The sequence below is a fragment of the Microbispora catharanthi genome, from assembly GCF_006334915.2.
Taxonomy (GTDB): domain Bacteria; phylum Actinomycetota; class Actinomycetes; order Streptosporangiales; family Streptosporangiaceae; genus Microbispora; species Microbispora catharanthi.
The window spans coordinates 79153-97487 of record NZ_VDMA02000021.1; the positions used below are offsets into that span (position 1 = coordinate 79153).

Here is an 18335-nt window from a genome sequence, read left to right on the forward strand (position 1 = left end):
GCCGATCCGCGTGCCGCCCATCATTGCGTCTGCTGGTCGCGGCGGGTCTGCTTCTTCTCGCGGATGACCGCGTGGGCGTCGGCGACGGGGCCTAGGTGAGCGAGCTTGTCGGGATTGACGATCGAGCGGATGGTCTGGATGCGTCCGTCCAGGATGTCGAGCGTCCAGACGTTGAAGATGTGACCGTCTCGGTCGCGGGTGATCGCACCCGGCTGGCCGTTCACCTCGTGCGCCTCCAGCACCGCGCCGATCTGGGCGAACGGCGGGATGGCGACGGACAGCACTCGGGCGATCTTCGCGACGCCGAAGAGGGGGATCGTACTCCCGATCTTGCCGGCACCGTCGTTGACCAGCTGGACGTCGGCGGCCAGCAGTTCCTGCAGCCCTGTGACGTCCCCCTCCCTCATGGCATGGAAGAACCGCCCGGCGAGCTGCTCGCGGGCCCGGCGATCCGCCTCGAAGCGGGGCCGGCCCGCGTCCATATGACGGCGTGCCTGCACCGCGAGCTGGCGGCAGGCCGCCTCCGACCGCTCCACCGCGGCGGCGATCTCCCGGTAGCTGAAGGCGAACACCTCGCGGAGCACGAAGACCGCACGCTCGAGCGGGCTGAGCCGCTCCAGCAGGATCAGCGCCGCCATCGACAACGAGTCGGACAGCTCCGCCGACCGCTCCGGGTCCTGGTAGGGGTCGGTCAGCAGCGGTTCGGGGAACCATGGCCCGACGTAAGCCTCGCGCCGGACGCGGGCCGAGCGCAGCACGTCGATCGAGATCCGCGTCACCGTGGCCGACAGGAAGGCCTTGGGTGACTCGGGCTGAGCCGGGGAACCTTCGTAGCGCAGCCAGGCCTCCTGGACGGCGTCCTCGGCCTCGCTCACGCTGCCCAGGATGCGGTAGGCGATAGCGAAAAGCAGCGGCCTCAGTTCCTGGAAGTCCTCGACGCGAGTCACGCCGACCATTGATATCACCACTCAGGATAAAGGTGACATGGTGTCGCAGGTCACACTCGAGCGATCTCACATCTCTGCCGGGCTATCTCGTCCAGGGGGTTGTAACGGCTGAAAGCGGCAACAAGGAGCACACCATGCAGAAGGTTTGGTTCGTCACCGGCTCGTCCCGCGGCCTGGGCCGCAACTTCGTGGAGGCCGCCCTGGCGCGCGGCGACAAGGTCGCTGCCACCGCCCGGAACACCGCGAGCCTGCGGGCGCTGGCCGACACCTATGGAGACGCGGTGCTTCCACTGGAGATGGACGTGACCGACAGGGCCACCGTCTTCGAGAGCGTGAAGCGCGCCAAGGAGCACTTCGGCCGGCTCGACGTCATCGTGAACAACGCCGGCTACGCCCAGGTCGGCGCGGTCGAAGAACTTACAGAACAGGAACTGCGCGACCAGCTCGAGACCAATCTGTTCGGCGCGGTGTGGGTGGTCCAGGCCGCGCTGCCGTACCTGCGTGAGCAGCGCTCGGGGCACATCATCCAGCTTTCCTCGGCCGCCGGGGTCATCGCGATGCCGCTCGGCGGCGCGTACCACGCCTCTAAGTGGGCCCTGGAGGGCCTGAACGAGGCGCTCGCCGGCGAGGTCGCCGAGTTCGGCGTCAAGGTGACCATCATCGAGCCCGGCGGCTTCGCCACCCGGGACGGCAACAACCCCGACCCGCTCGCCAACGGCCACATGGCCAAGCCCGACCCGGCCTACGACGGTCTCCGTCAGCACCTCGGGGCGATGGCGGGGAAGATGCCCGCAGGCGACCCGGCCGCCGCGGCGCAGGCACTGCTGAAGCTCGTGGACTCCGCCAACCCGCCGGTGCGGGTGCTGTTCGGCAAGGGCTTCCACCCACTGATCGAGCGGGCCTACGCCGACCGGCTCAAGACCTGGGCCGACTGGCAGGACCTCTCAATCGAGGCACACGGCAACCTCGAAGCCCGCTGACTCAGGTGAGAGGCCGCGCAACCGGCGAGCGGCGCCCAGGTCGCCCAGGCCACCTGGGCGTCCGGGCGATCCGCTCGGCCGGTGAGCCGGATTGTCCTGACGGAGTTGGGGCCTGCTCCCACGTGGGCGGGATGATCGGGCTTCCACCTCAGTCGCTTACGGCCCCGACGCCCGGCACGGCGATCACCCGGCCGCGCTGCCGCCCGCAGCGCGCCACCACGATCATGCAACCATCCTTGTCCTGCAGCTCATCGAAGAAGGCCGCTACCCAGGATGAAAAGCGCTCAATGCAACAACCCCGCGTGGCGGGCGTCGTAGGTGAGCCGGTCACGGTGATCGGGGTGCGCTATCGCGATCAGCGCGGCCGCGCGCTGGGAGATGCTGCGGCCCCTCAGCTCAGCGATGCCGTACTCGGTGACGACGTGGTCGACGGTGTTCTTCAGCGTGGTGACCGGGGTGGCGCGGCCGAGCTGGACCTTGATTCTGCTGGTGCCGTCGCCGGTGGCCGCGTGGGTGACGAGGAACGCCCGCCCGCCGTCGGAGTACATGGCGCCGCGGGCGAAGTCAGCCTGCCCTCCCGAGCCCGACCAGTAACGACCCGCGATGGTCTCGCTGGCCGCCTGGCCCATGAGGTCGACCTCACTGGTGGCGTTGATCGACATCATGGCGGGTTCGCGGGCCACCACTCGTGGATCGTTGACCCAGTCGACCGGCAGCATGGCCACCGACGCGTTGCCGTCGAGCCAGTCGAAGAAACGCCGGGTGCCGATGCAGAAGGTGGCGACATGCTTGTCGCGATGGAGCTTCTTGCGCGCGCCGGTGACGACGCCTTGTTCCGCCAGGTGCATGACGCCGTCGGACATCGCCTCGGTGTGCACGCCCAGATCGCGGTGCCCCGCCAGCTCGGCCAGCAGCGCGTCGGGGATACGGCCGACGCCGATCTGCAGGCATGCCCCGTCCGGCACCCGCTCGGCGACCAGTTCCGCGATACGCGTGTCCCGGTCGTCGGGTACGGCCGGCATCGTCTCCTGAAGGGGGTAGTCGGCGACGCACCAGCCGGCGACCTGGCTGACGTGGATCTGGTTCTGTCCGAAAGTGCGCGGCATGCACGGGTTGGCCTCCAGGAAGAACGGCACCTCGCCGATGAGCGCCGCCGCGTAGTCGGCATTGGTGCCGAGGCTGAAGTAGCCGTGCTCGTCGGGCATGGTCGACGCGGCCAGGACCAGGGAGTGCCGGGTGTACTCGCGTAGCAGCAGGGGCACCTCGCTGAAGTGCGCCGGGACGAGCTCGCACGTGCCGTTCCAGTACGCCTGCCGGCATCCCGGCCCCAGGTAGTAGCTGACATGGGTCAGCCGCCCCGGGTATTTGCCGTTGATATAGGGGCGTTCGCGGGCGGGATCCATCTGATGGATCCGAACACCGGTCAAGCGGTCGGCGTGGGCCTCAAGAGCATCGATGACGGTGTGCGGTTCGCCGTTGCGGATCGGCACGATAAGGTCCGCGCCGTCTCGCACCAGGTCCAGCACGTCGGTCGGTGCGTTCATGACACCTCCTGGTGGACCGCGACTGCTGTCGCGCCGCCGATCCGACGGTCAGGCGTCTTCTTGACTTCCCTGCTTCAGCAACCGGGTGACCAGAGCCGACGTGAACGTCGAGTCCACCGGGCGCCGGCCGAACTCGGTCTGGCCCGCATGGTGCGGTCGGCTTCCTTTCCAGTCTGCCACCCGACGCGGTCGCGCCCCGCCACATCAGGACGGCCGCCTGGGCCACGCGCGGCTGGGCTTGATCCGGCAGACGCGACCTAGAGGTCGAGCCGGTAGCGGACGGTCCGGTGCGTCGGCACGTAGCCGAGTGCGTCGTTGATGCCCCGCATGTACGTGTTGCCGTCGGCGGTGTCGGCGAGCAGCCCCCCGAGGTCCGGGTGGCGTTCGCGGACCAGCCGGATCATCTCGGCCTTCATCCGGCGGCCGAGGCCGCGCCCGCGGTGCTCGGGAAGGACGCCGGTGCCGTAGTGCTGCCCGTCGCCCGTGCCGTCGCCGGGGACCACCAGCTCGGTGAAGCCCGCGATCGTCCCACGGTCCGCGTCGACCGCCGCGACGGTGTGCAGGAGCTCACCGCGCCGCGCGATCGCCTCGGCGGCGGCCCTGACCCGGGCGACGTCCCAAGGCGTCGGCCTGTAGTCGAGCCCGTCCATCGGCATGTCGTCCATGGCACGGCGGGACGCGGCGAACGTCTCGGCCAGTTCGTCCGGGACGACGCCCTCCCAGGAGACCAGCCGATATCCCGGATGCGGCTCCGCGAGGGCGGCGGCGAGGACGGCGGTGTCCACACCGGCCAGTGCCAGGCGGGTGAACGTCAGGCCCAGTGCCGGGCGGAACCCCCGCGCGGCCAGGAACGCTTCTCCGGGGGCGCCGGCCTCCGCCTCCGCGGTGACGCACCGCCGGCCCTCCTCGCGCGCCGCCGCCAGGGCCGCGGCGAGCAGGCGCGACCCCACCCCGGCGCGGCGCTCGGCCGGGTGGACGTGCAGGTCGAGCTCGGCGAGATGCTCGTGGCCCGCGGCGGTGAACAGGCGCAGGTACGCCGATCCGGCGGGTACGCCGTCAGGCCGGGAGGCCAGCCAGGCCAGACGGTGACTCGAGGCGCCGGTATGCGGATCGACCAGACGGGTCAACTGAAAAGACATGGGCGCACACCGTAGCCATCGGTGCGCTCACGGATCAACGGGATTTACCGGAACTCCTGCGCGGGCAGGGCCGACAGGACCCGCAACACCCGCACGAACGCCTCCCTGTCGTCGTCGGACAGCCGCGACAGAAGCCGCTCCTCCATCCGGCGGATGCCCGCCTGAGCCGCGTCCCGCAGGCGCCGACCCTCCGGCGTGATGGACAGGAGCCGGACGCGGCGGTCGGCCGGGTCCGGGCTCCGCTCGATCAGCCCTCTGCGCTGGAGGTCGTCCAGGACGCGGATGATGCGCGTCTTGTCCGCGCCGATCGACTCCGCCAGCGCGGCCTGCGTGCGCACCGGCCGCTCGTCCAGGCCCAGAAGCACGGCGTACGCCCACATCGACAGGCCGTGCTCCCGCAGGATCGGCGTCTCGGCGGCCATCAGCGCCCTGGTCAGGGGGGCCGCCATCGCGGCGAGATCGGGGCGGTCGGGCATGCCCCACAGCTTAGACATTGACAGAAGATAAGCGTATGCATATCGTCTGCGTTCGTATACGAAATCTGGAGGAGAGATGGACATCCGGGAGCTGGACCGGCGGGCCGTGCAGGCGAGCGTCGAAGTGGTGGCAGAGGTGCGTCCCGGCGATCTGGAGCGGCCGACGCCCTGCGCGGGCTGGACCCTGGCCGACCTGCTGGCGCACATGACCGCCCAGCACCTCGGCTTCGCCGCCGCGGCGGAGGGCCGCGGGGCCGACCTCGACGTGTGGCGGGAGCGGCCCGCCCCCGACCCCGTCTGGGCCTACGCCGCGGCGGCCGAGCGCGTCACCGCCGCGTTCGCGGCCGAGGGGGTGCTCGACCGCGGGTTCGTCCTCCCCCAAGTGGGGGTGGACGCGCCGTTCCCGGCCGTGCACGCCATCGGCTTCCACTTCATCGACTATCTGGTCCACGGGTGGGACGTCGCCCGCGCACTGGGGATCGCCTACGATCCCGACCCCGACCTGGCCGAGGCCGCCTGGCCGATCGCCCTGGCGGTGCCGGACGGCGACTACCGCGAGAGGCCGGGCGCCGCCTTCGCGCCGAGCGTGCCCGCCGCCCCGGAGGCCGCCCGCTTCGACCAGATCCTCGCCCGTCTCGGCCGGACCCCCGCTCACGGGAGCAGCAGGCCCCAGTAGAGGGACCACGGGAGGAACACGGCGCCGCCGGCGAGCAGGAGCCCGAGACGGACCCGCTCGCCCCTCGTCCCGGCCCGCCGCCACGCCCGGACGGTCCGTGCGGAGGCGGCCACCGTGGTCAGCGCCAGGGCCTGCAGGGCCAGCCAGACGACCGGACGGCCGAGCACCACCGGCCCCGGGGCGGCCAGCTTGCCTCCCGTCATGAGCAGATAGAACAGGAAGGCGAACGACCCGAGCACCGCCGCCGGTCCGGCGGCGCTGAGCACACGCGGCGCGGCCGGCAGAGCCGTACGGGACCGCCCGCGCAGCCGGCGGCCGAGGGCGGTCACCGGGTAGGCGGCGAACGCGGCGATCAGCAGCAGCATCACGGCCAGCTGCACCGGGGCCGACTCCCACGGCGCCGGACGGTCCACCGGCACGGTGGGCGTCGCCTGCTCGGGCGCGGGGCCCGAGACGCTCGACAGCGGCGGCCGCCCCGAGACGACCTCCCGGACCCAGGTGCCGACAAGGTCGGCGTACCCGGGCGCGAGGGCGGGAAGCCGGGTGACGCCGCCGTCGGGTGTGAGGTGGGCGGCATGGTCCGCCCCGGGGAAGAACCGGAACGTGTAGTGCCGGTTGCCGCCCTTCTCCAGCGCCCGCGCGAAGATCGGCGGAGTCTCCTTCGGCGGGGTCAGCAGATCGTGGACGCCCCAGACGGCGAGCACCGGCTGCCGCACGGCGGAGAGGGTCGGCTCGGGGTCGTACCAGGGCTCGGGGAACATGCCGCCGTCCGCGATCAGCCGGTAGAGGTTCGGCTCGGCCCGATCCACCAACGATCCCGCGACCCCCGCCTTGCGCAGACCCGCGGCGACGGCCCAGGTCTGCTGCCGCAGCGGCGTGAGCGCGTTGGCGCCGACGACCACGACGAACGCGACGTCCCGCGAGCGGGCGGCCGCGAGGGGCGCGACCCAGCCGCCCTCGCTGAGCCCCCAGACACCCACCTTCGCCGGGTCCACGCCCGGCTGCGACCGCAGCGCGGCCACCGCCCCGAGCGCGTCGCCGGCCAGCTGCGCGTACGAGCGGTGGAAGAGCGAGTAGCCCTCCGACCTCTTGTCGTAGACGAGCACGGACATGCCCCTGCGGGCGAACTCCACGGCCTCACCCATGAGCTTCGTGCGCGGCGTTCCGGTACCCGCGCCGTGGACGAGCACCATGCCGGGACGCCCGGAGGACGCCTTGACCGGCGACACCACCGTGCCGTGCAGGGTGAGACCGCCGCTGCCGGGGAAACTCACCTCCCTTCCGGTCAGGCCGGCGGGAACGGCGACCGCGTCCGCGGCGGCCGGGGACGGTGGGGCGGCGGAGGCGGCCGCCGCGGGGGCCGCCATCAGGGTGAGAACGAGGCCGATGGCCAGGGCTGTTCGACGCATGTTGCCGAAGCTAGTCTGCAGAGAGTTCTCGGCATAGCGTTCTCTGCAGATATCGTTCTGGAGGACTAGGGTGATCCTCATGAAGGACGAGGAGCCGTTCCTGCTGGACGACCCGGCCCGTCTCAAGGCGCTGGCCCACCCCATGCGGCGGCTCATCCTGCGCCACCTCAACATCCATGGCCCCGCGACCTCCACCACGATCGGTGAACTGCTCGGCGCGAAGACCGGCACGACCAGCTACCACCTGCGCCAACTGGAGAAGTACGGCTTCATCGAGGAGATCCCCGAGCGTTCCGGCGGCCGGGAACGCTGGTGGCGCAGGAGCGAGACCCCGCGCGACATGCGCGCACCGACCCCCGAGCAGCTCGCGCCCGAGGACCGCCAGGTGCTGGAGGAGTTCCACCGCGTCGGCTTCGAGGAGGACCGGGCGCTCCTGGAGCGCTTCCCCGACGCGTACCGGCGCGATCCCGACTGGGCCAAAGGCTCGCGGGGTCTCGGCCGGATGACGAAGGAGGAGTTCGCCGAGTTCTTCGACGCCTACGTCGCGCTGGTGCTCAAGTACAGCCCCCGAGCACAGGACGCGTCGCCGGGCGCGCGGCCTCTGTACATCCGGATGATCGCCTTTCCCGCCGACGAGTCCTGAGTCCCCACGGAACTCACACGGCCCAGCCTGTGAGCTGGGTTATCGTGAAAATGCTGCCGATGTCCGGGCGTCGCCATGCCGGTCACGGCGCAGGCGCACCATACGGCCGCTCTCGTCGGGGGAAGGGAACGTCCGATGTCCGAAGTGCTCCGTGCCGTGGACAGGCTGAGACAGGCCATCAACCGCCATGACCTCGACGCCCTGGCGCAGTGCTTCGACGAGCGGGCCGTTCTGGTGGCCCCCGACGGCATCGCCGAGAACCGGGAGGAGATCGCCTCCTATTACGGCGAGTGGATGGATGCGTTCCCCAACATGATGATCACACCGCAATCGGTGACCATGTTCGGGGACACGGTGGCGGCGGAGTTCACGATCAGCGGCACGCACAAGGGGCCGCTGCTCGTCCCCGGCGGGGATGTGCTGGAGGGCACCGGGCGGTCCATCCTCGTGCGCTCGTGCAGCTTCTCCACCGTGGAGGACGGGCTGATCCTCAGCCATCGGCTCTTCTACGACCAACTGGAGATGGCGGCCCAGATCGGCGGCTGCCTCTGTTTCGGCGGCGGCTCGTAACGGGCCACCGCTCGAGAAGGCTCCAACCGGCCGCGAACTCAATCCCCTTCATCGGGTGAAAGCGGGTAGCCGGATGGATGGAGCCCCCACGTGATCCCCGAAGCACCACCCGACCGCGTCGACGACGCCGAGCTGATCAGGCGGTCCCGGCGCGACCCCGAGGCCTTCGCGGACCTGTTCGACCGGCACGCCTCAGCCCTGCACCGGTACGTCGCCCGCCGTCTGGGCGCGTCCCTCGCCGACGACGTCGTCTCCGACACCTTCCTGACCGCCTTCCGCAAGCGCGAGCGCTACGACCTGACCCAGCCGGACGCGCGCCCCTGGCTGTACGGCATCGCCGCGAACCTCATCGGACGGCACCGCCGTACGGAGACCCGGTTCTACCGGGCGCTGGCGAGGACCGGGGTGGACGAGATCGCCGAGCCGTACGCCGACCGGGTCGACCAGCGGGTGTCCGCGCAGGGCACGCAGCGCGGCCTGGCCGAGGCGCTGGCCGGGCTGTCGGCGGGTGACAGGGACGTGCTGCTGCTCGTCGCCTGGGCCGACCTCACCTACGAGGAGATCTCCAGAGCCCTGGACATACCCGTCGGGACCGTGCGCTCGCGATTACACCGGGCGCGGACGAAGACCCGCGCGGCGCTCGGCGGCGACAACCCCATCGCGACCAGTGAGGAGCCCCTTCATGGATGACCTGCGACTGCTCCGTGAGATGCGCGCGGAGGTGCCCGAGCCGGGCGCCGAGTGGCTGGTCTCCGCCAGGGCACGACTGCTGCGCCGCGTCCGCACCTGGCACCTCCCCCGGTTCGGCCGCCGGCTGCTGCTCGCCGGGGCCCTCGGCGGCGCCGCCTCCGTCGTGATCGCCACCCGGCCGAACGAGCCCGGCGTCGTCGCCCGGTCTCCGGTCGTACGGCTCGACTCCGCGACCGTGCTGCGGCAGGCGGCCGAGGTCGCCGAGTCGCGGCCGCGACCGGCCGTGCCCCGGCCGGACCAGTGGCACTACACCAGGACGCTGGACAAGCAGGCCAACGACGATCCCGGCTCCCCCGGCACCACGTGGGAGGGCTGGATGCGCTACGACGGGAAGCAGGCCGCCGGCTACGGCGAGGACGGCCGGATGCACGTCAGCGACGTGCCACCGGACCCCGGCGACGACGACCTGTCCCCCCAGCAGTACGACGCGAAGCTGCGCCGGCTCCCCACGGACCCGGACGACCTGCTGGCCCATGTCAGCGGCGACCGGCACTGGATCGACCTGCCGGTCGAGGAGGGTGTGAAGAAGAACGTCGAGCCCCCGGACGCGCGGGCCTTCCGCGTGATCTTCCTCTACCTCGAACGGCACGTGGTCATGCCGCCGAAGCTGGAGGGCGCGATGTTCCGGGCGCTGATGAAGATCCCCCGTGTCGTGGTCGAGAAGGACGTCGCGGACGCGGCCGGACGGCGCGGCCTGGGGATCCGCTTCGACCGGGGTGGCGATCCGGGTGCCCTGCATTACCACATCCTCGATTCCCGCACCTACCGCTACCTCGGCAGCCGCATGGTGTGGCTGCGCGACGAGTACATCCACGGCGATTCCCGGCCCGCCTTCCGGGCGGGCTCGGTGTGGGCGACCGCTCTGCTGGCCTCCGGCATCGTGGACCGGCCCGGCCGGCGGCTCTGACCGCGCAGGAGCCCGACCGGGCCCTGCGGCGCGCTGAATATTTCACGGAATTCGGCGCCGAGCGGCAGATCTCGTGCGGCGTTTCCCGAGGTGCCGCACGATCCCGGCGAATTTGGCACGGAAAGGGATATTTCCACTTCGGCGAATCGTGTACATGAACCGGGCGATTGCCGAGTCTGGGGAGCGTCGGCCCTCACGCGCGAACCGGAACGGGCGCCGGCACGCCAGAGCAGGTCACCTCACCCTGGAGACGATCGCCCATGTCCTTCGGCCACCATCGGTTTGTCCGCAGGATCCTGACGGCCGCCGCGGCGGTCGTCCCCATCGCAGCACTGGCCGTGGCGGGACCGGTCCTGGGCGCGGCGTCCGCCGACGCCGCCGTCACCTGTCAGGTGACCTACGCGAGCACCCAGTGGGGAACGAATTCGGGCGGCTTCACGGCCGGGATCACCGTCAGGAACACCGGCGAAACGCTGACCGGCTGGAAACTGACGTTCACGTTCCCCGGCTCGCAGAAGCTCACGCAGGGCTGGTCGGCCCGGTGGACCCAGCTCGCCGACCACGTCACCGCCCAGAACGAGGCCTGGAACGGCACGGTGGCGTCCGGCGGGTCCTTGCAGCTCGGATTCAACGGCACCTGGACCGGCAGCAACCCGCCGCCCACGGACTTCGCCTTCAACGGCGTGCCCTGCCAGGTCATCGTGCCGGGCACGTCGCCGAGCCCGTCCGCCAGTCCCAGCACGAGCCCGTCCGCCAGTCCCAGCGCGAGCCCGTCGCCCGGTCCGCTGCGGATCGTCATCGAGCCGAAGACGGTCACCGTGCCCGAGGGAGGCACGGCGAGCGTCCAGGTGTGGCTCAACCGCAGGCCCGAGGGCACGGTGCACATCGGCACCGGCAACGTGTCCGGCGACAAGGACCTGACGATCGTCACCAGCCCGACCTTCACCCCGGACGACTGGAACGTCCCGCAGCCCCTCACCGTGGCCGCCGCCGAGGACGACGACGCGGTGAACGGCAGCGCCACCTTCGACACGCGCAGCAGCCAGGCCACCGCGCCCAGCGCCGTGCTGTGGACCGCCACCGAGCAGGACAACGACATCGCGGGTCCGTCACCGAGCCCCAGCCCGAGCGTCACGCCGAGCCCGGGCGGGGACGTGCCGGTGGACAACCCGTTCATCGGCGCCAAGGGGTACGTCGACCCCGATTGGGCGGCCGACGTGGAGTCCTCCGCCGCGAAGGTGGACGACGAGACCGCGCAGAAGATGCGCGGCCTGGAGAGGACGCCCACCGCGGTCTGGCTGGACCGGATCGCGGACGTCAGCGGCGGCTCCGGGGTCGCCCGTACGCTGAAGGACCACCTCGACGCCGCCGTCGGGCAGGGAGCCGGCTACATCACGCTCGTCCTCCACGACCTGCCCGACCGGGACTGCCGGTCGCGCGTCTCCGACGCCGAGCTCCACGAGCAGGAGAACGGCCTCAACCGCTACAAGGCGGAGTTCGTGGACCCCGTCGCCGCCCTCCTGGCCAGGCCCGAGTATCGGAACCTGCGCGTCGCGGCCGTCATCGAGCCGCGGGCCCTGATCGACCTCATCGTGGGAGGCGCCCTGGACATCTATCCGTGTGACCAGGCGGCGGGGTCGGGCGTGTACATGATGGGCATCCGCTACGCCCTCGACAAGCTGTCGCCCCTGCCCAACGTCTACACCTACCTGGACGCGGGCACCGCGGGATGGGCCGGCTGGGAGACGAACTTCACCGCGCTCGTGACCCTCATCACCGAGACCGTGCGCGGCACGACGGCGGGCCTGAACAGCCTCGACGGCGTCGCCACGAACGTCGCGGACTACGTCCCCCTCGAGGAGCCCTTCCTGACCGGCCCCGACCAGACCGTGGCCGGCCAGCCGATCAAGCAGAGCAGGTTCATCGACTGGAACCCCTACCTGAACGAACGGGACTACGCCGTCGCGATGCGGAGCGCCCTGATCGCCAAGGGCTTCCCCGGCTCGCTCGGCGTGGTCGTCGACACCTCCCGCAACGGCTGGGGCGGACCGGCCCGGCCCACCGCGGCGAGCACCTCCCTCGACGTCAACACCTTCGTGGACCAGAGCCGCGTCGACCGGCGTCCGTCACGCGCCGCGGAGTGCAACCAGAACGGCGCGGGGCTGGGGGCCCGGCCGGTGGCCGCGCCCGTTCCCGGCGTCGACGCCTACCTGTGGATCAAGCGGCCCGGCGAGTCGGACGGCGTCGGCGGACCGCTCCTGCCCGAGGGCTCCGACCGGCTGATCGACTACAGGTGCGACCCCAAGGGCTCCCTCACGCCCGGGTCGAACGGTTTCCGGCCGACCGGCGCCCTCCCCGACGCGCCGCTCGCGGGCGACTGGCACCACCAGCAGTTCGTGATGCTGGTGAACAACGCCTACCCCGCTCTCTGAGCCCGCGGTGCGTCTCCTACCTGTCCACGCGTCCCAGGAGCACCTGCGCGTCCGCGCTGATCGGCGCCTGGGCCGAGGTGTCCACCTGTGAGGTGATGTCGATGCCGTTCCTGAGCTGACTCCACAGGCCGAGGACGGCCGCCGCCTGCGCGACGATGAGCGCGATCCCGCTGCCCGCCGTACCGAGCCGGTAGACGACGGCCACGGGGGTGAGCCGCGACGCGAGGCCGCCCGGGCGGGTCTGGAGGGTCCGCGCGTCCATGAGGACGGCGACGACGGTCAGCACCAGGAACAGCAGCAGCACCCGCACGAGCGAGCCGCGTACGGGGGCCTGGCCGATGACGTTGTTCACCACGGCGTGGGCCCCCGTCGCCGCGGCGTACGCGAGGACCGGCACGACGCCCTTGAGATAGCCGCGCCTGCCGGGCAGGCGACGCCACAGCGCGCCCAGCGCGAAGCCCGCCACCGGCCAGATCAGCAGCCCCCCGATCAGGTCGCCGGCCAGGCCGTAGAACCCGTTGGGATCGCCGAGCCGGTCGAGCCAGCCGTCGTGTCCCCGGCTGTCGGTGCTCCACGTGGCCCAGATCAGGAACACGGCGGCGGGCGCGCCCACGAAGGACGCGTACCGGGCGGCGAGCCGCGCGTTCGCCCACCACGACGCGCCGGGGCCGCGCGACAGCGCCACGTCGAGCGGGCTGAGCCCGTCCTCCCTGTCGGGATCGAGGCCGATCTCCACGCGGAGCCGGCGGATGCGGTCGACGACCGGCCCGATCTCCTTGGTGTGTTCCTCGTCGTCGACCTCCCCCGCCGCCCAGCGCCGCCGCAGCCCCTTCTCCCTCGCCTCCAGGTCCCGGTACTCGTCCACGATCACCGCGAGCCGTCGGCGTGACACGCCCGGGTCGGCGACCTCGGCCCGTCGTGTCAGCCGCAGCAGCAGGGGCAGCGCGGCCAGCCCCACGAGCCCGGCGAGCGGAAAGGGCATCCCCGCGTACGTGTTGAGCCACCTGATCGTGCCCACGACGAACAGGAACACCAGGAGCCATACGGTGGACGGCCCGACGGAGTCCGTACGCCGCCCGTGCAGGCGAAGCAGCAGCAGAAGCAGGAGCACCACCAGCGGCCACATCAGATAGGCGAGGCCGCGCAGCAGGAAATAGGGCGATGTCGCCTCGTCCGGCAGGCTGCCCGTGGTCCGCAGGCCGACGACGGCCGCGTGGGCCACGTAGGCGAGGGTCAGCAGTGCGAGGCCGGGGACGCTCCAGCACAGCAGGACGCGCACGGCGCGCGGCGTCCTGCCCCGAACACGGGCGGCCCGGATCGCGATCGCCCACGCCGCCCCGGTGAGCAGCAGTGCGGTGGCCACCGCCGACGCCACCCACAGGGGATCCCAAGGCGCGGCGTGAAGGGCTCGTGCGGCCAGGATCGCCAGGCTCCCGGCGACGGCGAGCACCGCGCCGGCGAGCAGGGGGACTCCCCGCCGGAGGCCGGTGCGCCACAGCCCCCACAGCGCCAGGCAGAGCGGCGCCCCCACCACGAGGATCGCCAGCGTGTCCAGCACACCGATCAGGGCGGCCAGGAACAACGTGCCGGTGAGCCCGCCCACGACCAGCATCGCCTCCGACGCCGCGATCATTCCCAGGGCGCCGAGGGTGATCCGGATGAGGACGCGCTCGTCCCGGTCGGCCGAACGCCGATGGAGCAGCACGAGCAGCCCGGCCAGCAGCAGGTAGGGCAGCGTGAAGCCCAGACAGGTCGCGACCATGAGCACGTCCTGCCCCCGCAGTTCGCTCCAGCGCTGGAACGCCGCGCGCGGGGACAGCGGCAGAGCGACCTCGACACGCGGCGGGGCGGCGCCGTCCCGCCAGACGTAGGTGCCGCCGGGGAGCACCTCCGACGGCAGGGGCGTCACCGTGCGCGCCCGGGACTCCGGCGTCTTGACGACCACGGTCCGCCAGCGTGCCCCGGTCAATCTGGACGGCATGGCCCCGAGCCCGGGCAGCAGCGTGACCACCCGGGTTCCGCCGGACTCGCGACTCGACCACAGCCCGGCGGATTCCCCGACCCCCTGGACGCCGTAGAGGTCAAGACGGGTCTCCTGCGTGCTCTGGACCACCACTTCTGCGCCGTCGGCCGACATCGTGACGCTCGGCGTGCCGCCGTCCGTGCCGCCGTCCGTGCCGCTGCCCGGGAGCAGGCAGTCGGCGGCGCTCCCGTCGCCGAGCAGGGCGGCGGCCCCCGGCCAGTCGCGGGGCACCCCGACCCGCGTCGTGCTCGTCATGACGGGGGTGTCGTGGCCGCGTTCCGCGACGGTCACGGACGTCTCCACCCAGGAGGAGCGGGGAGGCCCGAACCCGCAGACCAGGTCGTCGGCGAGCGCCGGATGCGGATTCAGTGCCGGCAGGCCGAGCACCGCCGCGATGAGGAGCGCGACTGCACCGAGCAGCGCGATGGGCTTCATTCCGGCATCCGTCGTCAGCCGCCGCACAACCGACCTCCCTTACGCGATCGATCCCCCGAAGGATGAGTCGCATGGAAAGCGGCATTGGTTACGGATTCGGATGCCACCCTGCCGTCAGGGGCCGGTCAGGCGGCGCTCGCCCTTCGTCGTGATCACGTAGACCTGCCAGGTGTAGTAGGCGTAGTAGTTCCTGATGTCCCGCTTCATCTGGCGCGCGTGCAGCAGGACCGCGTCGACGTACGCCTGGGAGTGGTTGTAGGCGTACAGCGCGCGCCGGTAGTCGCCGGGCGCGCCCGACGCGTGGAGGTAGTTGGCCGCGGCGAGCAGGGCGTCACCGGTGTCGTCGATGTCGCCGCCCATGCCGTACGCCTTCCAGGTGCCCGGCATGAACTGCATCGGCCCCCTGGCGCCCACATAGCTCGGCGAGCGCACCCGCCCGAACTTGGTCTCCACGAGCATCACCGCCGCGAGCACCTCCCACTCGACACCGAAGCGGCGCTCGGCGCGCCGGAAGTCGGCCAGCAGGGCGTCGGCGGGTTCCGGCGACTCGACCTTGATCTTGATAGGACCGCTGACGGGATGGGCGAGGGAGAGCAGGTCGCGGATGGCCGTCACGTTGTCCCGCGCCCGCGCGGCCATGTCCTTCGGCAGTTTTCCGTAGGTGCGGGACGCGACCGTGGGATTGCGGGCGAGATGGCGGTAGACGCGCTGCTCGTACAGGGACAGCAGGACCACCGGCTCGGGAGCCTCCCCCTTCGCGGGGTCGCCCGTACGCCTCCAGTCGTCGATCGCGTCACGCAGTCGCCCCGCCGTACGGGTGAGGGCGTCGGCCAGCCGCTTGGGGTCCTTGGGGATCGCCTCGTCCGGCGCGGGCAGGTCCTGTGCGGGCGGCTCCGGCGTAAGCCCCTCGGGACTCGCGGAGGGCCGTCCCGACGCGGGCGGGGTCACGCTCTCGCGGGGAGCGACCGAGGCGGCCTCGCCCGCCGAGCCTCCGCATCCCGAGAGCGGGACGACCACGGCGGCGAGCGCGGCGGCCAGCATCGTGCGGCGCGCCATCGGCGGTGAGATCACGGCAGGCTGATCGTTCATCAGCACCAACGTATGCCCAGCGGTGACGTTCCATGCCCTCTTCGTGGCGGAGCGGCACCCCGCGAGAGCCGGCAGAGGAGGCGGGAACGTTTTACGGCCGACCGCTTTTTCCCTTCTGCGGAATTCAGTGTTGACTCGCACAGTTATCGCCCAGTAATCGTCGTCACGTGCGACTGCCCCGCGTGAAATTCGAGCACCGGCCTCACCGATACGAGGACGGCACCATTCGCATCGGCGGCGAGATTTACGGGATCGCCGCCGAAATCGCGGACCCGTACGGCTGGGCGTGGACGGCCCTCACACTGATGGACGGCACCCGCTCTCTCGACGAGATCGCCGAGCGGCTGCGTCTGGCCCATCCGGAGCTGCCGGACCCCCCGTCGATCGTCGAGCAACTGGCCGCCACCCGATACGTGGAGGACGCCGCGGCGGTGCCGCCCGCCGGGCTGAGCGAGCGCGAGCTCGACCGCTACAGCAGGAATCACGCGTTCTTCCGCACGGTCGACGTCGTGCCGCGCGGCCACGGCTGGGAGACCCAGCTCCGGCTGAAGTCCGCGCGGGTCGTGGTGCTCGGCCTGGGCGGCACGGGCTGCCACGCGGCCTGGGCGCTCGCCGCCGTCGGCGTCGGCGCGATCCACTGCGTGGATCCCGACCTGGTCGAGCTGTCCAACCTCAACCGCCAGGTGCTCTACGGCGAGGACGACGTCGGGCGCCCGAAGGCGGAGGCGGCAGTCGCCCGGCTGCGGACCGTCAACTCCGACATCTCCGTCACGGGCGAACGCCGCCACATCGGCAGCAGGGGCGAACTGGACGACCTGATCGCGGGCTACGACGCGCTCGCCCTCTGCGCGGACCGGCCCACCGGGCACGGCATCCGGGTGTGGGCCAACCGCGCCTGCGCCGCCGCGAACATCCCCTGGGCGGGTGGCGGATACAACGGGCCGCTCGTCACCGTGGGGTGCTTCGCGCCAGGAGCGGGCGCCTGCTACGAGTGCCTGAGCAGCGGCGAGGAGGCGCGGCGCCGCCCCGGCACGCCCGTGCACCTCGGCGGGCCCGGCGTGATCGCCACCTCGGCGGGCGTGTCCGGCCAGCTCGTCGCCCACGCGCTGCTTGGGCTGCTGACCGGGGTGCCCGTGCCGCCGGTCGGCACCATCCAGGGGGTCAACCTGATCGCCGGGGACCACCACGTGTGGGTCCGGCATCCGCCTCGCCCCGGCTGTCCGGTATGCGGGACCCGGGCCGGCGGATCGGAGCACAATTCAATGCGACGAATGACCGAAATCGACGCCGGCTGAATGAACAAAAGAAAACCTTGACTGTCTCCGGTCAACGGACGAACCTAGAACAGGTTCTCGCGAGAACATCCATGTCCCCTCCCCTCCAAAGGAATCGGATGAACACGAGGAACCGGATGAACACGAACGAGCACGAGACCGAGCCCGCCGACGAGGCCGTCGTGCCAGTGAAGACGAAGATCACCATCCGGCTGCTCGACAAGATCGAGACCACGACCAGCAGCAACAGCGTCGGCAACTGACGAAGCGCCGGTCGCGGCGCGCGGGGGTGCCCCAGGGGTGACGCAGGGCCGCCGCCCGCACGCCGCGGCCGGCCAGAGCCAGGAGCCGGAACCCAGGGAGGGAAGGGTGGCGAACGCCGGCACCGTCTTCGACGACGTACGAGAGGCCGAGGCGCGGGTCCTGTCCGCCGACGCCTACCAGGCCGAGTTCACCGAGGAGTTCGAGCGGGCCCCCGAAGGGGCGTGGAAGCTCGAGCGCGCCCAGGAGTTCTTCGAACCCGACGTGGCGAGCTGGCGGGCGATGATGGCCGGCGACTGGGACGGGTCGCTCGCCCTGCTGGAGGAACTGCGGGAGTTCCTGGTCGGCTACTACCGGACCCGGCCCACGGCCCGCCGGGTCCGCATCGTGGAGACGCCGCTCACCCCCTATCTCCAGTGGGAGCTGCACGTCCTGGCCGTACGGGCGGCGGCGGGCGAGCAGCCCCGGGTGCTGCACGCGGACGCCGTGCGGGAGCTGGAGCACCCCGCGCCGCTGCCCGAGATCGTCGTGCTCGGCCCCGCGCTGCTCTACGAGGTGCGGTACGACGAGATCGGCGCACACGTGGGCGCCCGGCGGATCACCGATCCCGCCCTCGTCGGTCGCTGCCTGGCCGCGATCAAGGAACTCCACGGCCGGGGAGAGGACGTGCGGGCGTACGTCGAGAGGGAGGTCGCCCCGCTGCCGCCGCCCGTGATCTCCGAGCGGACGCGCGACCTCCTGCCCGGCTACTCGCACCACACCGGGACCTTCCGCCCCTGA

The 18335-nt window shown here is 71.6% G+C and carries 17 protein-coding genes; 10 read left to right on the forward strand and 7 right to left on the reverse strand.

Annotated features, from left to right (window positions below):
* Positions 1-20: 20 nt before the first annotated feature.
* On the reverse strand, positions 21-947 hold the full coding sequence (locus FH610_RS32245; RefSeq protein WP_139579090.1) for an RNA polymerase sigma-70 factor: 927 nt from the start codon (positions 945-947) through the stop codon (positions 21-23).
* 134 nt (positions 948-1081) lie between these two features.
* Between FH610_RS32245 and FH610_RS32250 the strand changes: the two genes are divergently transcribed.
* Positions 1082-1927, forward strand: a complete 846-nt coding sequence (locus tag FH610_RS32250; RefSeq protein ID WP_139579004.1) for an SDR family NAD(P)-dependent oxidoreductase — start codon at positions 1082-1084, stop codon at positions 1925-1927.
* 284 nt (positions 1928-2211) lie between these two features.
* Here FH610_RS32250 and FH610_RS32255 read toward each other — a convergent pair whose 3' ends face one another.
* From FH610_RS32255 to FH610_RS32265, 3 genes are all read right to left on the reverse strand, one after another.
* The gene (locus tag FH610_RS32255; protein WP_139579005.1) at positions 2212-3471 is read right to left on the reverse strand and encodes an acetyl-CoA hydrolase/transferase family protein; all 1260 of its coding nucleotides are present in this window, start codon (positions 3469-3471) and stop codon (positions 2212-2214) included.
* A 257-nt stretch (positions 3472-3728) separates the two neighbouring features.
* A complete protein-coding gene (locus FH610_RS32260) occupies positions 3729-4610 on the reverse strand; it encodes a GNAT family N-acetyltransferase (protein ID WP_139579006.1) in 882 nt (293 codons plus the stop codon).
* Between the two features lie 44 nt (positions 4611-4654).
* Positions 4655-5104 carry a MarR family winged helix-turn-helix transcriptional regulator gene (locus FH610_RS32265; protein ID WP_240809332.1) on the reverse strand — a complete coding sequence of 150 codons (450 nt, stop codon included), beginning with the start codon at positions 5102-5104 and terminating at the stop codon, positions 4655-4657.
* 58 nt (positions 5105-5162) lie between these two features.
* On the opposite strand from FH610_RS32265, the gene FH610_RS32270 reads away from it, so the two are divergent.
* A complete protein-coding gene (locus FH610_RS32270) occupies positions 5163-5762 on the forward strand; it encodes a TIGR03086 family metal-binding protein (RefSeq protein ID WP_139579007.1) in 600 nt (199 codons plus the stop codon).
* Here the strand turns inward: FH610_RS32270 and FH610_RS32275 are convergent.
* A complete protein-coding gene (locus FH610_RS32275) occupies positions 5738-7171 on the reverse strand; it encodes an alpha/beta hydrolase family protein (RefSeq protein ID WP_205826221.1) in 1434 nt (477 codons plus the stop codon). The genes FH610_RS32270 and FH610_RS32275 overlap by 25 nt on opposite strands.
* Positions 7172-7250: 79 nt before the next feature.
* Between FH610_RS32275 and FH610_RS32280 the strand changes: the two genes are divergently transcribed.
* From FH610_RS32280 to FH610_RS32300, 5 genes are all read left to right on the forward strand, one after another.
* Entirely contained in the window at positions 7251-7814 is a 564-nt protein-coding gene (locus tag FH610_RS32280; protein ID WP_139579008.1) for an ArsR/SmtB family transcription factor, read from the forward strand.
* 135 nt (positions 7815-7949) lie between these two features.
* Positions 7950-8384, forward strand: coding sequence for a nuclear transport factor 2 family protein (locus FH610_RS32285; RefSeq protein WP_161628132.1), 435 nt, complete (start codon positions 7950-7952; stop codon positions 8382-8384).
* A gap of 90 nt (positions 8385-8474) precedes the next feature.
* A complete protein-coding gene (locus FH610_RS32290; protein WP_139579010.1) occupies positions 8475-9074 on the forward strand; it encodes an RNA polymerase sigma factor in 600 nt (199 codons plus the stop codon).
* Positions 9067-10041, forward strand: a complete 975-nt coding sequence (locus FH610_RS32295) for a CU044_5270 family protein (RefSeq protein WP_139579011.1) — start codon at positions 9067-9069, stop codon at positions 10039-10041. The genes FH610_RS32290 and FH610_RS32295 overlap by 8 nt, the downstream gene beginning before the upstream one ends.
* Positions 10042-10301: 260 nt before the next feature.
* The gene (locus tag FH610_RS32300; RefSeq protein WP_139579012.1) at positions 10302-12473 is read left to right on the forward strand and encodes a glycoside hydrolase family 6 protein; all 2172 of its coding nucleotides are present in this window, start codon (positions 10302-10304) and stop codon (positions 12471-12473) included.
* A 16-nt stretch (positions 12474-12489) separates the two neighbouring features.
* Here FH610_RS32300 and FH610_RS32305 read toward each other — a convergent pair whose 3' ends face one another.
* Entirely contained in the window at positions 12490-14931 is a 2442-nt protein-coding gene (locus FH610_RS32305) for a DUF6185 family protein (RefSeq protein WP_139579013.1), read from the reverse strand.
* A gap of 114 nt (positions 14932-15045) precedes the next feature.
* Complete coding sequence (locus tag FH610_RS32310) at positions 15046-16020, reverse strand: lytic transglycosylase domain-containing protein (RefSeq protein WP_139579014.1); 975 nt, start codon at positions 16018-16020, stop codon at positions 15046-15048.
* Positions 16021-16187: 167 nt separating this feature from the next.
* Between FH610_RS32310 and FH610_RS32315 the strand changes: the two genes are divergently transcribed.
* From FH610_RS32315 to FH610_RS32320, 3 genes are all read left to right on the forward strand, one after another.
* Positions 16188-17315 (forward strand): HesA/MoeB/ThiF family protein, encoded by a 1128-nt coding sequence (locus FH610_RS32315; protein WP_205826222.1) that lies wholly within the window; start codon positions 16188-16190, stop codon positions 17313-17315.
* A gap of 98 nt (positions 17316-17413) precedes the next feature.
* Positions 17414-17557 (forward strand): hypothetical protein, encoded by a 144-nt coding sequence (locus FH610_RS43025; protein ID WP_161628133.1) that lies wholly within the window; start codon positions 17414-17416, stop codon positions 17555-17557.
* A 106-nt stretch (positions 17558-17663) separates the two neighbouring features.
* Entirely contained in the window at positions 17664-18335 is a 672-nt protein-coding gene (locus tag FH610_RS32320) for a DUF6879 family protein (protein ID WP_139579015.1), read from the forward strand.

Excerpts from the sequence above, each read along its gene's own strand:
- FH610_RS32310 (WP_139579014.1), bottom strand. The coding sequence starts at position 16,020 with ATGAACGATCAGCCTGCCGTGATCTCACCGCCGATGGCGCGCCGCACG.
- FH610_RS32280 (WP_139579008.1), top strand. The coding sequence starts at position 7,251 with ATGAAGGACGAGGAGCCGTTCCTGCTGGACGACCCGGCCCGTCTCAAG.
- FH610_RS32260 (WP_139579006.1), bottom strand. The coding sequence starts at position 4,610 with ATGTCTTTTCAGTTGACCCGTCTGGTCGATCCGCATACCGGCGCCTCG.
- FH610_RS32300 (WP_139579012.1), top strand. The coding sequence starts at position 10,302 with ATGTCCTTCGGCCACCATCGGTTTGTCCGCAGGATCCTGACGGCCGCC.
- FH610_RS32265 (WP_240809332.1), bottom strand. The coding sequence starts at position 5,104 with ATGTCTAAGCTGTGGGGCATGCCCGACCGCCCCGATCTCGCCGCGATG.
- FH610_RS32285 (WP_161628132.1), top strand. The coding sequence starts at position 7,950 with ATGTCCGAAGTGCTCCGTGCCGTGGACAGGCTGAGACAGGCCATCAAC.
- FH610_RS32295 (WP_139579011.1), top strand. The coding sequence starts at position 9,067 with ATGGATGACCTGCGACTGCTCCGTGAGATGCGCGCGGAGGTGCCCGAG.
- FH610_RS32255 (WP_139579005.1), bottom strand. The coding sequence starts at position 3,471 with ATGAACGCACCGACCGACGTGCTGGACCTGGTGCGAGACGGCGCGGAC.
- FH610_RS32250 (WP_139579004.1), top strand. The coding sequence starts at position 1,082 with ATGCAGAAGGTTTGGTTCGTCACCGGCTCGTCCCGCGGCCTGGGCCGC.
- FH610_RS32270 (WP_139579007.1), top strand. The coding sequence starts at position 5,163 with ATGGACATCCGGGAGCTGGACCGGCGGGCCGTGCAGGCGAGCGTCGAA.
- FH610_RS32275 (WP_205826221.1), bottom strand. The coding sequence starts at position 7,171 with ATGCGTCGAACAGCCCTGGCCATCGGCCTCGTTCTCACCCTGATGGCG.
- FH610_RS32305 (WP_139579013.1), bottom strand. The coding sequence starts at position 14,931 with ATGAAGCCCATCGCGCTGCTCGGTGCAGTCGCGCTCCTCATCGCGGCG.
- FH610_RS43025 (WP_161628133.1), top strand. The coding sequence starts at position 17,414 with ATGAACACGAGGAACCGGATGAACACGAACGAGCACGAGACCGAGCCC.